Source organism: Adhaeribacter sp., assembly GCF_057359045.1.
Window position 1 is genome coordinate 36,206 of sequence record NZ_JBMQUD010000089.1, and the last position, 16,911, is coordinate 53,116.

A 16,911-nucleotide genomic window follows, 5' to 3' on the forward strand; every position below is an offset into this window, starting at 1 on the left:
ACATGAAAAAGAGAAGTTTTATAATAGGCTTATTCGTTCTTTTCTCCTCTACCTTTTACAGCTGCGAGAAAGAATTCTTCGATATAAACAATGACCCCAACGCCCCCACCGAGGTTTCAGAAGCTTTAATGCTTACCGGTATTGAAGCAACTTTTGCTTTTGAAGTGTTGGGCGGCGATCCGGTTCGGAACGTAGTTTTATGGACTAAACATTTGGCCTCGGCCACGGCTGCTCCCCACGAAGGTAATTACGACATCGACGAAAACGACGTAAACAACTTCTGGACGTACTCGGCTTACACCGATGTGATGAATACCTCTCAAGTGCTAATTAAACAGGCGAATGAAAATGGTAATCCGGGGTATAGCGCCATTGCTAAAATTATTATTGCCTGGAACATGTCGTACCTGACTGATCTGTTTGGCGACGTACCTTTTTCGCAAGCGGCCAAAGGCACCGAAGGAATTTTTAAACCTGCTTACGATAAACAAGAAGACATTTATAAAGGCCTACAAACTTTGTTAGACGAGGCCATTGTTGAAGCCGGTATGGCCAACGTTACCAAACCAGGTGCCGACGATTTGATTTACGGTGGTGATATGGCTAAATGGACAAAATTAGCTAATTCTCTTAAAGCCAGATTTCATTTAAGGTTAACCAATGCCCCTGGGTACAATGCAGTTACCCAAGCCGAAAAAGCCTTGCAGTCCTTAGCAGCCGGTGCCATAGAAAGCAATGCCGATATGCCAACTTTTGTTTATTTAAAAGCGGCCGGTGCCGAAAATCCCTGGTTCCAATACGCCATTGATGGTAAATGGTCTACCGCCGATCGGCCTTCTGAATTTTACATTGCCATGTTAGAAAGCATGAACGATCCTAGAATTGCTTTTCAGGCTACCAAAGCTACCACAGGCCCTAACTCTGGTAAATATGTAGGCGTAACCAATGTTTCGGCTTTGCCGTCACCAGAAACCAACGCTTCCCAAATTGCTTCTTTTTACAGCGCCGCCGATGCGCCTTTGTACTTGTATATTCCGGCCGAAACGCACTTTATCCGGGCAGAGGCCGAATATTTAAAGGCCGGCAAAAATATTACCCCCGCCGTAACCGATGCCTACAACAAAGGCATTGAAATTTCGATGGATATGTATGGCCTCACCGGCACCGATGTAAGCAATTACCAGGCGGCCAATACGCTTACCGGCAATAATGCTTACCGGCAAATAATTACCCAAAAATATATTGCCAATTACTTACAACTAGAGCCGTACAACGATTTCAGAAGAACTGGTTTCCCGGAATTGCCTTTAAACGAAGGCGCGGTTTTAGATATTATACCGTTGCGTTTACCGGTACCATCATCTGAAAGACAGTACAACGCCGAAAACATACCGGCCGGATTACCTATTGGCTTACCTAACCTAAAAGTACCCGTTTGGTGGGATGCCCAATAACTTGGTTTTAAATTCAGATAAAAAAGACAGGTTTACACCTGTCTTTTTTATGCTGCAAAAATTAAGCTTTAGATAAACCTGGCTCCGGCAATTTTAATATTTACTAAAACTTTAAAGTAATTTTAAACCAGGGCAGGTATCAATTTAGCTTAACCTATCTTCAGGAACCATGCTGAAAGGAACTTACCCACAAGTAACCGGTTAGATTCTTTTTGGGGCCCATGATTAAGGGCAAGCCGTTTCCTTATTTTCTTTATTTAAAATGTCTTATAAAAGAATATTTATTCTCAATTTTAAGTTTATACACGCGCTAAGTTTAAAACCATCCGGATTAAAATATTATATTGCTTTAAAACCAAACACTTATATGATAATAGGTAAAGGGCCAATATTGGCGTTTATGCTGATGGGTGTAATATATAAAGCTAGCGGGTTTGGCTTAAACGCCGATACCACCGCTAAAGCCAATGCAGCTAAGGCGCTTGTAAATATTTATAACAGTAAAGAGAATTTAGAATCTCATTTATTAAATGGAACCGAATACCTGACCAACGATCATAATTACGTTGATATCATTGGTCATCAGTTCTTTAAATCTACTACGCCGGTAGAAGGCAATATTTATTACGACGGGGATTTATACGAGCAGGTATATTTATTGTATGATATTTTTAAAGACCAGGTAATTATTGAACCCAGCACTACCCCACGGCTGCAGCTTATACCCGAAAAAATTAAATATTTTACTTACAACCAGCAAAAGTTTATTCGCCTCGAAAAATCAGATTTAGCGGCCTCGGGTTTAAAAACCGGCTTTTACGAGCTGCTTTATAACAACCAGTTAAAAGTTATCTCTAAAAAAACAAAGAGCCTGCAAAAAGAAACCAGGCTGGGGGGAATTATCGCTAAATATTCTGCTAAAGATTACTTTTATATCTGGCAAAAAAACAACTTTTATGAAGTTAAAAATATGAAGGGCTTGCTCCTGGTATTTAGCGATAAAAAGACAGTTTTAAGAAAATACGCCAAAGAAAATAAACTAAATTTTAAGACCAACCGGCAAGAAGCTATTTTAAAATTAACCCAATACTATACCAGCCTGTAGCGCCATACCTCCCACCTAACTAAACCAACTAAAACACCTTTACCACTACTTTATGGGGAAATTTTACCTGCTGTTCTTTTTACTTATTTTTAATTACAAACTTAATTCCTGGGCGCAGGTAAATCCGCCTCAGGCAATTACGGGTAATTTTGTTCAGGTACCGTTCCAACAGTTTGTTCAAATAATAGAAAACCAGACACCTTACCGTTTTTACTACGATACCCCCGCCGATACTTTAATTATTAACGCCGAAGTTAAAAACAAACCCTTACCCGAAGTACTTGAAGCAATATTTAAGCATACCAACTTTAAATTTGTAATTGATACCGAAAACCGCGTAATAATTACTCCGGGTTATGCGCTCTTGCTAAATATTACAGATACTACCCTTACCAAAGAAACCATTGCAATTAACCAGCCGGTGCCTCCTGCTACCCCAACCCAGCCCGATAAAACAACCCTTAAAGCCGCTTCTGAACTTAAGTTGTACGAAATTGGCATTTTAAACTCCAATGTTGCGAAAGCCAACCTGGCCGGTTACATACGAGATATTAAATCTGGCGAGCCGGTAATTGGCGCGGCCGTTTACATCGAATCGCCGAACCTGGGTACTACCTCCGACCAATACGGCTATTATTCTTTAACGCTGCCGGTAGGCCGGCACGAATTAAAAATACGCTCGCTAGGCATGAAAAACACCCGGCGGCAAATTAAATTAAACGGCCAGGGCACTTTTAACATCGACTTAGAAGAAGATGTTACGCCTTTAAAAGAAGTAATTATTGAAGCCGAAAAAGACCGGAATATTGCCGGCATGCAAATGGGCATGGAAAAACTCGACATCCGGGTAATGAAGCAAGTACCAACAGCTTTTGGCGAAACCGATATTTTACGGATAGTGCTTACCTTACCGGGCGTAAAATCGGTGGGCGAAGGTACCACCGGTTTAAATGTGCGCGGCGGCAGCACCGACCAAAATTTAATTCTCTACAACACCGCTACAATTTACAATCCTTCGCACCTATTCGGCTTTTTTTCGGCGTTTAACCCCGATATTATTAAAACGGTAGAACTATACAAAAGCGCTATTCCGGCCAAATACGGCGGACGTTTATCGTCGGTGCTGGAAATTACTTCGCGCGACGGCAACAAAAAAAACTTTACCGGTTCGGGTGGCATTGGCCTGTTAACCAGCCGGATGGCTTTAGAAGGCCCCATTGTAAAAGACAAATCTTCGTTTTTAATAGCCGGCCGCACCACTTATTCTGATTGGATATTAAAGCAGTTGCCCAACTCGGTATTAAACCAAAGTGCCGCTTCTTTTTACGATGTTAATGCCCACCTCAGTCATGAATTTAACCGCAAAAACAGCCTGTACTTTACCGGTTATCTAAGCAAAGATTATTTTAAATTAGGCACCGATACCTCTTACCACTACCAGAATAAAAATGCCAACTTGCGCTGGAAACACGTTTTCCGGAACGATTTGTACGGGGTTTTTACCGGTTCTTACAGCCAGTATCAGTACCAGGTAAACAGCGAACTTAACCCGGTTAACGCCTCGGAATTAACTTTTAACTTAAAGCAATCGAGCCTGCAAGCCGATTTTAATTATTATCCATCTACCCTGCACACCATTGATTTTGGGCTTAGCGCTATTTCTTACCGGTTAAGTCCGGGTAGCTTAAAACCAGTGGGCCCAGCCTCCCTGGTAATGCCGGATGTTCTAGAAAACGAACAGGCCGTAGAAAGTGCCATTTATATTTCCGACCGGTTTGATATTACACCCCGGTTTTCTGTTTATGCCGGTATCCGGTACTCGTGGTACAATAGCCTGGGCCCGAAAGCCCAATACGTATATACGCCCGGTGTTCCCAGAACCACCCAAACCATAGTAGATACGCTGCACCACGCCTCCGGCAAAAGCATAGCCACTTATCATGGGCCAGAATACCGGCTATCGGCCAAGTATAGCCTTACGGATGTGGCTTCGGTAAAAGTTAGTTATAACCGCACGCGGCAGTACGTACATATGCTCTCGAATACGGCTTCTATCTCCCCAACCGATGTCTGGAAATTAAGTGATGCGTATATCCGCCCCCAGATGGGCGACCAGGTAGCCATTGGTTATTACCGGAACTTTAAATCCAACACCATCGAAACATCGGTAGAAGCTTATTACAAAAACATGCACGATTTTTTAGATTATAAGAATGGCGCCAAATTAATCCTGAACCATCACCTGGAAACCGATATTTTAAACGCCGAAGGCAAAGCCTATGGCACGGAAGTAATGATTAAGAAGCTGACCGGCAAAATAAATGGCTGGCTTAGTTATACTTATGCCCGCTCGTTGGTACGGGCAAACAAAGGGCCGGTATCGGATATTATTAATAAAGGCGAATATTACCCCAGCAACTTCGATAAACCCCATGATTTTACTTTTATTGGCAATTACCGCTTTAGCCGCCGGTTTAGCACTTCGGTAAATTTTACTTATAGTACCGGCCGGCCGATTACGCTGCCCCTCGCCAAATATTATGACGGCAACTCAGAACGGGTAATTTACTCTGATCGCAACGCTTACCGCATACCAGATTATTACCGAGCCGATTTGGCTTTAAATATTGAAGGCAACCACAAAGTCAAAAAGCTAGCGCATAGTTCCTGGACCGTAAGTGTCTATAACCTGACGGGCCGTAAAAATCCCTACTCGGTTTACTTTAAAGCTGAAAACGGAAAAATAAAAGGGTACCAATTATCTATTTTTGGCCAACCCATACCTACGGTAACTTATAATTTTAAATTTTAATCGCATGCAAATTCGTTATCTGGCAAAATACGGTATTGGTTTTATCCTAGCCATGGTTTGTAGTTGCGTAATACCCTACGAACCCGAAGTAATAAACACCGACAACCAGTTTTTAGTGGTAACCGGCCTGATAAACAGCGGCGATGGCCCCACTACCATTGTGCTTTCCCGCACGCAAAATCTGGCCGATAGTAACCCCACCCAATTTGTAAGTAATGCCCAAGTTGCGGTAGAAGCAGAAAATAATGGCCAAAGCTTTACCTTAGCGCCCGGCAGCAACGGTACTTACTCCGCGCCCAAATTAAATTTAAATGAGACATTGCGTTACCGGCTCCGGATTAGAACGGCCGACGGTAAAGATTATGCTTCGGCTTTTGTACCGGTAAAAAAAACGCCTAAAATTGACAGCATATCCTGGAAAGCCGAAAATACCGGTTTACGTATTTACGCCAATACCCACGACCCTTTAGACAAAACCCGCTACTATCGCTGGAGCTTTGAAGAAACCTGGGAATTTTATTCCTTTTACCGGTCGAACCTGGAATATAAGAATAAACAGTTTTTTTACCGCTCCGAAAATATTAATCACTGCTGGGCCAGCAATGCCTCTACTGATATTAAAACCAGTAGCACCGTTAACCTGAAACAAGATGTAGTGGCAGAATTTCCTTTAACTTTTATTCCGGCTAATGATACCCGACTCAGGTATAAATATAGTATTTTGGTGAAACAATCTGCTCTAAGCCCCGAAGCTTATGCTTACTGGGAAACCGTAAAGAAAAATACCGAGAACATAGGTTCCCTCTTCGATCCGCAGCCTAGCCAATTTACCGGTAATATAACCTGCCTCAATGCGCCTGACGAAATTGTAGTTGGCTTTATCGACATAAGTTCTATTGAAGAAAAAAGAATATTTATTGATCGGGCATCTTTGCCTAGGCAATGGCGCACATTTATAACCGGTTACGAAGGTTGTAAGTTAGATACGGTTAAGCAACAGCCTATGCAAAGAGATTTTAATTTAGAAGAAGCTGCTGACCAAGCTTTTGGTACGGGCCGAAATATTCCTGTTAACGAGTATACTGCTGGTAGTACTATAATCGGTTATGTTTATTCTTCTGCCGAATGCATAGATTGCCGAAAAAGAGGCACCAATGTTAAACCCAGTTACTGGCCCTAAATAACATGAAACACCTGCTGTATTATTTTGGCCTGTTTTTTTTAATCCGCCAATACCATTATTTAGGTTATTCCGGCAAAAAACTAAGGTGGTTTGCAGGCCTTCTTTTAATTTGCTGGTTTACCCATACTCCGGTATGGGGCCAGGATTCACTAAATAATATTACCACGTATTTTAAGCAATACCAACAAGTAAACGTACCGGAAAAACTTTACCTGCACCTCGATAGGCCCGCTTACCAGGTCGGCGAAACCATGTGGTTTAAAATTTATTACGTGCACGGCCAAACGCATGAACCTTTAGATTTAAGCAAAGTAGCTTATGTAGAAGTAATTAATACCGCCCGGCAGCCCGTTTTACAAGCCAAAATAACTTTAAAACAAGGCATTGGCCAAGGCTATTTGCAGTTACCGGCCACTTTAAATACTGGTAATTATACCGTGCGGGCTTATACCAACTGGATGAAAAACTATAATCCTGATTTTTATTTTCATGCTACCATTGCCATTTACAATCCGTTTAACAAACCCCAAAAAGCAGCGAATCCCGATTCTGTGGCGTACGACTTACAGTTTTTTCCGGAAGGTGGCCATCTGGTAGCCGACCTTAACAGCAAAGTTGCTTTTAAGCTGGTAAATAGTTACGGCCAGGGTATAGATTTTACCGGGCAGGTACTAGATGCCGAAAATAAAGTAGTTACCGAACTTAAATCGGTACACCAGGGAATGGGCTACTTTTTTCTCACGCCTTCGGCTATTCATAAATATTCTGCCGTCATTAAGCTGCCCAATAATAAAATATTAAAACAGCCGCTACCGGTTATTTATCCCGAAGGGTATGTAATGCAACTCACTGAAACGGAACCCGACAAAATTGAACTAATGATTACGGGTAGTTCCCCGGAAAACAAACCCTTGTACTTTCTGGCGCATACCCGGCAAAACTTAGTTATGGCAACGGTGGTGGCGCTCTATAAGGGCAAAACCATTATCTCTATTGATAAAAATAAGCTAGCACCGGGTATTTCGCATTTTACCTTGTTTAACGCCCAAAAACAGCCCATTGGCGAACGCTTGTATTTTAAGCCACCCACCCAGGATTTAACTATTCAGGCTAAAACAGATAAGCTTCAGTACACCAGCCGCGAAAAAGTAACTTTAGATTTAGCTACTACCCACCCTACCGGCCAGGCCGCTCCGGCTAATTTATCGGTGGCCGTTTACCTCCTCGACTCGTTACAAAGCAAAACCGCCCCCCATATTAATAGCTTTTTATGGCTTACCTCCGACCTGAAAGGCACCATCGAAAACCCGGAATATTACGTAACCGGCACAAACCAGCAAGCCGCCGCCGCAGTTGATATTTTAATGCTAACACACGGCTGGCGCCGGTTTAAGTGGGAACAAATATTTTCTAAAAAGCAACCCGCGTTTGCCTACATGCCGGAATTAAAAAGCCCTATTTTACAGGGGAAAGTATTACACGCTGGCTCTGGTAAACCCGCCGGAAATATTACTACCTACCTTACTACGCCCAGCTTAACACCCCGCTTTTACCATTCGATCAGTAATGCGGCCGGCCAAGTGCTTTTTGAAATAAAAGATTTTTACGGCACCCGCGATGTTATTTTACAAGCCAACACCAACCAGGATACCACTTTCCGCTTCGAAATAGAAAATCCGTTTTCGGAAAAGCACACTACCTCTAATTTAAAATCTTTGGCCTTTACCTCCACGGTAAAAGAAGCGCTCTCCGGACGTAATTTGCAGGTACAAACCCAGCAAGCTTTTTTTAGTAAGTACTTAAACGTAGTGCCATTGCCCCCAACCGATACTTTAGCTTTTTACGGCCAGCCCACCGAAAGGTATTTTTTAGATATATATACCCGGTTTAAAGTAATGGAAGAGGTAATGCGCGAGTACGTTGCTGGCGTAATAGTACGTTTACGGAGAGACGGCTTTCATTTTTATGTGATGGACCGCCCCAACGTCATCGATAAACCCAACCGAACGGTATTTGTAAACGAGCCTTTGGTGCTTTTAGATGGTTTACCCGTGTTTAACATCAATAAAATAATGGCTTTCGATCCGCTTAAAATTAAACGGTTAGATGTAGTTGCCAAGCGGTATTTTCACGGGGCTTTAAGTTACGATGGCGTAGTAAGTTATAGTACTTACAATGGCGATTTGGGTGGTTTTCCCGTGGACGCGCGGGCTTTGTACCAGGAATATACCGGTTTGCAGGTACCAAAAGAGTTTTATACGCCCCGTTACGACACGCCCGCGCAAAAACAAAGCCGCCTGCTGGATTTAAGAAACCTTTTGTTTTGGTCGCCGGTTGTTTCAACGGAAAATGGTACCCAAACCTTAGACTTCTATACCTCAGACCAAAGTGGTAAATACCAGGTTGTTGTACAAGGCCTAAGCCCGGCCGGTCTGCCGGGCAGTACCAGTTTTACGTTTGAGGTAAAGCGGCCTTTATAAGCAAAATATATACATTTGAATTGTTGCCTTAAGAGCGCAACTTAAATTTCGTTTATCCGCATTACCACTGCATCGTACTTTTCGGAAGTTTGCAGCAGTTTAAGTATTTTATTACCTACCTGTTCGGGTTCCAGCAGTTCGTTTTGCGCTTTTAAATTTTTAAACCGTTGTAAATCGCTGAACTGGCTGCTATCGGCTTCCCGGATGTGAGCCTGCATAGCGGTGTCTACCACGCCCGGCGCCATGGAAAATACTTTAACCCCGGTATGCTGCAAATCTTGTTCTTTCTGGCAAGTTAACGACAGCATGTCTAAAGCCGCTTTAGATGCACAGTAACCCGACCAGCCATCGACGGGCCGCTGACCCGCTCCCGAACTAATATTTAAAATTATCTTAGTACAACTATGACCATGATAAGCACTTAAAAAGGTATTCATGAGCATAGCCGGGGCAATTACATTCACATCAAAAACAAACTCAAAATTATCGCCGGGCACTCCACCAATATACCCGATTTCGCCTACTACCCCGGCATTATTTACCAGTACAATTTTTTCCGGATTTTGCAGGCTAGGGAATAATTTATGCAAATTATTGCGCAACGCGGTTATATCTGATAAGTCTAAGTGCTGGTGATGGTACCGTTCGTGTTTTAGGGTAACGTTGCGCGAAATACCAAACACATAAGCATTTTTATCTTGCAAAGCGGCTTCGGCTAGGGCTTTACCAATGCCTTTGCTGGTACCGGTAATAAAGTAGTAATTCATGGTTCAGGTGTTGGTTAGGATAAAATCATACGGGAATTTACAAAAATTGATAATACATCAACTCCCTGGTAAGGCTGGAGCCAACCTAATTATTATTTATACCAAGCCTGAATTACTTTGTCTAAGAACATATTTTCCTTTTTATAAATATTGAGTTCAAATATGTGTTGTTGCTGATAATATTAAATAAAAAAGGCAGCCCTGGTTTAAGGCTGCCTTTTTTAACTTTTGATTCTTTTACAAAATATACTGGCTCAAATCCCGGTTCTTGACCATATCGCTGAGCCGCTCTTCTACCATTTGGGCGGTAATCTGGATATGGGCATTAGCGCCAATTTTATCGGGTACATCGTACAGGATTTCGTTTAATAACCGGCTTACCACAGTGTGTAAACGGCGGGCACCAATATTTTCAACTTCGGAATTTACTTCAAAAGCAATTTCGGCAATTTTTTGCAAGGCTTCATCGTCAAAAGTAAGTTCTACGTCTTCGGCTTGTAACAAAGCTTCGTATTGCTTGGTTAAGGCGTTTTTCGGATATTTTAGAATCTGGTAAAAATCGTCTTTGGTTAAGCTGCTCAGTTCTACCCGAATCGGAAAACGGCCCTGCAACTCTGGAATTAAGTCTGAAGGTTTAGCCACGTGAAAAGCGCCGGCGGCAATAAATAAAATATGGTCGGTGTTAATGACACCGTATTTGGTGTTTACCGTACTGCCTTCTACAATTGGCAATAAATCGCGTTGCACGCCTTCGCGGCTTACATCGGGCCCACCGCCGCCTTTGTTGCTGGCACTGGCAACTTTATCAATTTCATCAATAAATATTACGCCAGCATTTTCGGCTTTCCGGATGGCTTCGTCTTTTACCTCGTCCATGTCAATCAGCTTCACGGCCTCTTCTTCAAGTAATATTTTGCGGGCTTCGGCAATGGTTACTTTCCGCTTTTTGGTTTTCTTGGGCATCATACCGCTTATCATCTCCTGAATATTCATGATAGATGCTTCGTCGATGCCGGGGCCCATAATACCTAAACCGCCAGTGCTGTTTTGCTGCACTTTTATATCAATTTTACGGTCGTCGAGTTCGCCGTTTCTAATTTTTACCCGAAATTTTTCGCGGGTGCGTTCGTTTAGTTCCTGGTCGGAGGTGGGCATGTAATTATCGGGCGTAGCCAAATCATTAACGGGCTTAGTTACGGTATTGCCAACCGGCGGAATTAAGGCATCCAGGATGATATCTTCTACAACTTGCGCGGCCTGCACTTTTACTTCTTCCTTTTTGCGCATTTTTACCATATTCACCGACTGCTCTACCAAATCGCGCACCATGCTTTCAACATCGCGGCCCACGTAACCCACTTCGGTAAATTTAGAAGCTTCTACTTTGGTAAAGGGCGCATCGGCAATGCTGGCCAGGCGGCGGGCAATTTCAGTTTTACCAACACCGGTAGCACCAATCATTAATATGTTATTTGGTACTATTTCTTTTTGCATTTCGGGGTTGGCGTGCATTCGGCGCCAACGGTTGCGCAGGGCAATGGCTACATTGCGTTTGGCATCGTGTTGCCCAATAATGTATTTATCTAGTTCGGCTACAATCTGGGCCGGGGTTAAATATTTCTCTGATTCTAACATTTTAATAATTTAAGTACAGCTTAAGCTATAGTGGCAAAGAATATTAAACTTAAGAAAGCCATTAAACATTTTACCAAATTTAATAATGGCTTTATTTGTTATCTGTTTTTTAAGGATGATTAAAGGCTCTATAACTTTTAAAAATTTATCTGATAAGCAAAATCATGGTCTAAACACAGGCAAACTATACCCAATAAAACTTATTTGGGAGTTTACTTACAAGCCTATCCGTATATTAATACCGGCAACAGCCTTAAGTTAAAAAAGCGTTACTGCCCAATAAGGCGGCAACGCTTCTTTCTAAATAGTATCAACCAAACAACCAGTAGGCATGCTTTAGGTTAGTCATTCTTGTTACTGCCTGCATATTTTAGGTTACGTACGTATCGGCTAGTACGGGAGCCGGGGTAGGCTGCTCCAGTACCGTTAAAGGCAACGGATTTTTTACTTTCTCGGGCAATAAAGCTATTTCCAGCACCTCACCTACTTTATCTACATAATGAATATTCAGGCCTTTTAAATATTCTGATGAGATTTCCGAAATATCTTTTTTGTTTTTAATGCACAAAATTACATCGGTAATGCCGGCTCGTTTGGCAGCCAATATCTTTTCTTTAATGCCGCCTACCGGTAATACTTTGCCCCTGAGGGTTATTTCGCCGGTCATGGCCAGGCGAGCGCGTACTTTGCGCTGCGTAAATACCGAGGCAATAGCTGTAAAAATGGCAATACCCGCCGACGGCCCGTCTTTGGGTACGGCTCCTTCCGGAAAGTGAATGTGCAAATCATACTGGTCGAAGAGGCGGTAATCTATTTCCAAATCAGTAGCGTGCGCTTTTAAATACGACAAAGCCGTAACTGCCGATTCTTTCATTACATCGCCTAACTGGCCCGAAAGCGTTAATTTACCCCGCCCCCGGCTTACAATCGATTCGATAAATAAAATATCGCCACCTACCGATGTCCAGGCCAAACCGGTTACTACCCCGGCGGTGTCATTGTCCTGGTACAATTCTTTGTCAAATATTTCGGGTCCCAGAATACCAGATACATCGGCTGCCTCAATTACTTTTTTGTAATCTTCTTCCATGGCTTTGGATTTGGCAATATTCCGGATTAACGCCCCTAGCTTGCGTTCCAGGTTCCGTACCCCCGACTCGCGGGTATAATCTTCTATTACTTTCCGGATGGCACCACTCGATATGGTAACATCTTTCTGTTCCAGGCCGTGCTCGGTTTTCTGTTTAGGCACCAGGTGCTTTTTGGCTATTTCAATTTTTTCTTCAATGGTATAGCCGGTAATATCAATAATTTCCATGCGGTCGCGGAGCGCCGGATGAATGGTATCTAGCGAGTTAGCCGTAGAAATAAATAATACTTTCGATAAATCGTATTCTACCTCCAGGTAATTATCGGCAAAAGTGCTGTTCTGTTCGGGGTCTAACACTTCTAGTAAAGCCGAGGATGGATCGCCCCGGAAATCAGAACTGATTTTATCAATTTCGTCCAGCACTACTACGGGGTTAGCTGATCCTACTTTTTTCAGGTTGCTGATAATACGACCCGGCATGGCACCTACGTAGGTTTTACGGTGGCCGCGAATCTCGGCTTCGTCGCGCACCCCCCCCAACGACATGCGCACGTATTTACGACCTAAAGATTTAGCTACCGATCGGCCCAACGACGTTTTACCCACGCCCGGCGGGCCGTACAAGCACAAAATAGGCGCTTTCATGTCGTTCTTCAGCTTTAAAACCGCCAAATATTCAATAATGCGCTCTTTTACTTTTTCTAAGCCGTAGTGGTCGGCGTCGAGAATCTTTTTGGTGCGCTTTAGGTTGAAATTATCTTTGGTGTATTCGCCCCAGGGCAAATCGAGCAAAAACTCAGCATAATTTAACGCTACCGGGTATTCGGCGGCGGCCGGGTTTATACGCGACAATTTGTCTAGTTCTTTGTTAAAATGTTTGGCTACAGCTTCGGGCCATTTTTTCTTGGTAGCAGCACTCCGGAGTTTGTCTATTTCCTGGTCGGGCCCATCAAAACCCAGCTCGTCTTGTAAAACTTTTATTTGCTGCCGTAAAAAATAATCGCGCTGCTGCTGGTCAATATCGGTGTGTACTTTTGTATGGATTTCGGCTTTAATTTCCAATAACTGGATTTCTTTCAGCATTAATTCCAGCAAAGTGGTACCCCGCTCTACCCCATCGTTAATCTCCAGCAACTTTTGTTTGAGCTGTACTTCTACATTTATATTGGACGATAAAAAGTGCGTCAGAAAGCTGGGACTATCAATATTATCGAGGGCAATCTGGGCTTCCTGCGGAATTTCGGGGTTTAGTTTCAGCATTTTGGCGGCGGCATCTTTTAAAGATTGCACCAATGCTTTTACTTCGCGGCCTTTTTTGTTCGGGAAAGTTTCCTGGCAGTATTTTACGGTTGCCATCATGTAGGGCAAATCCTGGGTAACCTCTTCAATTTCGAAACGGCTCTGGCCCTGAATTATAATGGTGGTATTTCCATCGGGCAACACCAACATTTTCAGTATTTTGGCCATGGTACCTACCCGGTACAAATCTTCAATAGCAGGATCGTCGCTGGTGGTATTCCGTTGGGCTACTACCCCAATAATTTTATCGCCCCGGTAAGCTTTGCGCACCAGCCGGATCGATTTTTTGCGGGTTACTGTTACCGGCAATACCACGCCCGGAAAAAGAACCGTATTCCGGACCGGCAAAATAGGCAGCGTGGTAGGTACTTTGTCGTCTTCTTCTTTGTCCTGGGTAGGATCGGTCGTAATTATTGAGATCAGGTCTTCACTATCTTCCGCTAAATCGGTAAGCATTAGATTATGAAGAAAGTTATTGTTGTTATAATTCATAAGTTATATGAAGTGCCAAACTGACAGCAAAATTCGAAATACGGAAATAAATTCCGTGAAGGTACTACAAAAACAATAGATGTGCCAATACAAAAACTTATGTCATAGTCTTACAAGTTAATTAAATTTAACCTAAAATTAACATGCGCCAATAAATCTTTTTTCTACTATATTTAAAAAATTTAATCGCTATATTTTGTACAAAAAATTGTAATTTTGCAAGTCCGACGGTTAAAACAAGTTACCAAAAATGGTCTGGGGCAGGAAGTATGAAGGCTAATTTTCTTTTCTGGCTACTTATATTATTGGTTATTACCCTGCCACTTCCAACGCTGGCCCAGCAACGTTCACAAATAAATCTTAACCGCCAAGCCCCAGCCGATAGTCTGCACAAAAAGCTTACGCCTGTTCCGGAGGTTGTCATTGATTTCCCGAATCTGAATAAAATACCTTACTACGACGACCGGCGCCAGAAAGGTGCTATCCGGAAACTGGAAAAGAAAAAAAACCTGCAAAAGGTGCTGCCGCTGTTACAGGCATACGTGCGTAATTTTGGCATTGAAAACTTTTATAAAGATACACCCATGCTCTGGCGGCTAGGCCAGCTTTACGAACGTACCGGCAACGAAAACCTGGCCAAAGCTTACTACCGCCTGGCTCTGAAACACAGCCGCGCCGATATTAAAAAGATTCAGCAGTACTACGACTCGCTCGAAACCGGCAACCGGGCCTTATACGTGCCACTTAAATATTATTACGAGCTGGTAGAGTACAGAAAAGCCATTAAAACTTTTCATCCGCCCAAAGGTATTTACACCAACATGGGTCCCACCATTAATTCTAAAAACGAAGATTACGCCCCGGTTATTACACCCGATCAAAACCAGCTGCTATTCTCTTCGAAAAGGGTGCGGCGCAAAGACATAAACAGCACGGCCAACGAAGATTTATTTTACGCTATCAACGAAAACGGTTACTGGTCCGAGGCCAAATCTTTTGGAAAACCCATTAACAGCATTTACAACGAAGGTTCGGCTATTATGAGTAAAGACGGCCAAACGCTTTATTTTACCCGTTGCGAGTGCCCCGACTGCCACAACAATTGCGATATTTTTATAGCTAAACGCCTGAAAGATGGTAACTGGGGCACCCCCCGGAATTTAGGTGCGGCCGTAAACAGCACCGCCTGGGATTCGCAACCCAGCCTTTCGCCCAACGAAGACACGTTGTATTTTGCCTCGGATCGTTTGGGCGGCTTTGGCTTATCAGATATTTATTTAACCTATAAACTAAAAAATGGCCGTTGGGCACCGGCGCAAAATTTAGGTCCGGTGGTAAATACCCGCGAAAGTGAGGTAAGCCCGTTTTTTCATCCCAAATACCAGGTTTTGTATTTTAGCTCCCGGGGCCAGCTTTTAAATTACGGCGATTTTGATATTTATAAAACCTACCGCATAGCTGGCCGCTGGCAAGAGCCCCGCAATATTGGCCCCCTGGTAAACGGCAAAGGCAGCGAATATTATTTTTCGATTGACGGCGAATCTAAAAATTTGTATTACGCCCGGTCGGAAGATAGTGACCCCAAAAACCTGGATATTTACTCTTTTCCGCTTCCCATGGAGGCGCATCCGCTGGCCGTAACCCATTTAGAAGGCACTTTAGTCGATTCAGTAACGAACAAGCCTTTGAGTGGTATTATTTCTATTATCGACCTGGATAACGGTATTGAAGTGGCCTCTAAATATTTGCGCGAAGACGGCACCTTCGATTTTGACCTGATTGATAATAACCGGTATATGATGCTGATTCAGAGCCCGGATTATTTTACCATCGAAAAAGAAATAAACCTGCAGCAGGATACCCTGTTAAAAATAATGACTACGGTTATTGATTATAGTTTGCCTTTAATTTTCCGGAATATTGAGTTTGATGAGCAAATGGCGGTTATTAAACCCAGTATGGAAGGCATCTTAGACCGAATTGTTTTGTTTATGGCCGACCACCCGGATTTTAAACTGCAGATTAACGGCCACACCGACAACAGCGGCAACCCCGAAAGCAACATGAACCTGTCGCAGAAACGTGCCGATGCTATTAAAAACTACATTGTTACCAAAGGCAAAATTCTGCCCGACCGCATTTCGGCCATTGGTTACGGCAGCACCGAGCCCTTAAAAGAAGAAACAACCGAAGAAGACCGCCGCATAAATCGCCGCGTAGAATTTAAAATTATAAAGCCCGGCTTAGGCAAGTAAGTCCTTAACCAGTTTAGCTTGCTTTACCCTACTCAATTGAATAATACCAAATCGTATTTATAAACTTCCATAGCTATTTTGTTCAAAGCGCAAACCCGCCAGGTTTTAAAACCTGGCGGGTTTAGGTACGGTAGCTTCTTTTTACTATTGGGTATAAGCTGTTATAGCAGATATAAAACCAGTAGAGAAATCTAGATCATAATTTTCCGGCACCTGGAATATTACTACGCGCCCTGGAATCAAGACAGAAAAAATCTAACCGGTTCTATACCAATTTACCTCTACATGAATTTTACTGGCAGAAGAATATTTGGAGAAATATCCCAAAAAAGCCTAAAC

The 16,911-nt window shown here is 42.9% G+C and carries 9 protein-coding genes; 6 read left to right on the top strand and 3 right to left on the bottom strand.

Annotated features, from left to right (window positions below):
- Positions 1-2 precede the first annotated feature (2 nt).
- The 5 genes from ACO1R6_RS14060 to ACO1R6_RS14080 all read left to right on the top strand — a co-directional run bounded on the left by ACO1R6_RS14060 (position 3) and on the right by ACO1R6_RS14080 (position 9,034).
- Positions 3-1,454 (top strand): SusD/RagB family nutrient-binding outer membrane lipoprotein, encoded by a 1,452-nt coding sequence (locus tag ACO1R6_RS14060; protein ID WP_486265517.1) that lies wholly within the window; start codon positions 3-5, stop codon positions 1,452-1,454.
- Between the two features lie 367 nt (positions 1,455-1,821).
- On the top strand, positions 1,822-2,559 hold the full coding sequence (locus ACO1R6_RS14065; RefSeq protein WP_486265518.1) for a hypothetical protein: 738 nt from the start codon (positions 1,822-1,824) through the stop codon (positions 2,557-2,559).
- A 52-nt stretch (positions 2,560-2,611) separates the two neighbouring features.
- On the top strand, positions 2,612-5,371 hold the full coding sequence (locus ACO1R6_RS14070) for a TonB-dependent receptor (RefSeq protein ID WP_486265519.1): 2,760 nt from the start codon (positions 2,612-2,614) through the stop codon (positions 5,369-5,371).
- 4 nt (positions 5,372-5,375) lie between these two features.
- Positions 5,376-6,551 (top strand): DUF4249 domain-containing protein, encoded by a 1,176-nt coding sequence (locus tag ACO1R6_RS14075; RefSeq protein ID WP_486265520.1) that lies wholly within the window; start codon positions 5,376-5,378, stop codon positions 6,549-6,551.
- Positions 6,552-6,556: 5 nt separating this feature from the next.
- Positions 6,557-9,034 (top strand): hypothetical protein, encoded by a 2,478-nt coding sequence (locus tag ACO1R6_RS14080; protein ID WP_486265521.1) that lies wholly within the window; start codon positions 6,557-6,559, stop codon positions 9,032-9,034.
- A 41-nt stretch (positions 9,035-9,075) separates the two neighbouring features.
- On the opposite strand, the gene ACO1R6_RS14085 is transcribed toward ACO1R6_RS14080, so the two are convergent.
- The 3 genes from ACO1R6_RS14085 to lon form a co-directional block, all read right to left on the bottom strand.
- Positions 9,076-9,801: an SDR family NAD(P)-dependent oxidoreductase gene (locus ACO1R6_RS14085; protein WP_486265523.1), complete on the bottom strand. Its 726-nt coding sequence runs from the start codon at positions 9,799-9,801 to the stop codon at positions 9,076-9,078.
- Between the two features lie 237 nt (positions 9,802-10,038).
- Positions 10,039-11,436: an ATP-dependent protease ATPase subunit HslU gene (gene hslU, locus ACO1R6_RS14090; protein ID WP_486265524.1), complete on the bottom strand. Its 1,398-nt coding sequence runs from the start codon at positions 11,434-11,436 to the stop codon at positions 10,039-10,041.
- A gap of 370 nt (positions 11,437-11,806) precedes the next feature.
- Entirely contained in the window at positions 11,807-14,317 is a 2,511-nt protein-coding gene (gene lon / locus ACO1R6_RS14095; RefSeq protein WP_486265525.1) for an endopeptidase La, read from the bottom strand.
- Between the two features lie 269 nt (positions 14,318-14,586).
- Between lon and ACO1R6_RS14100 the strand changes: the two genes are divergently transcribed.
- Entirely contained in the window at positions 14,587-16,572 is a 1,986-nt protein-coding gene (locus ACO1R6_RS14100; protein WP_486265526.1) for an OmpA family protein, read from the top strand.
- Positions 16,573-16,911: the final 339 nt, after the last annotated feature.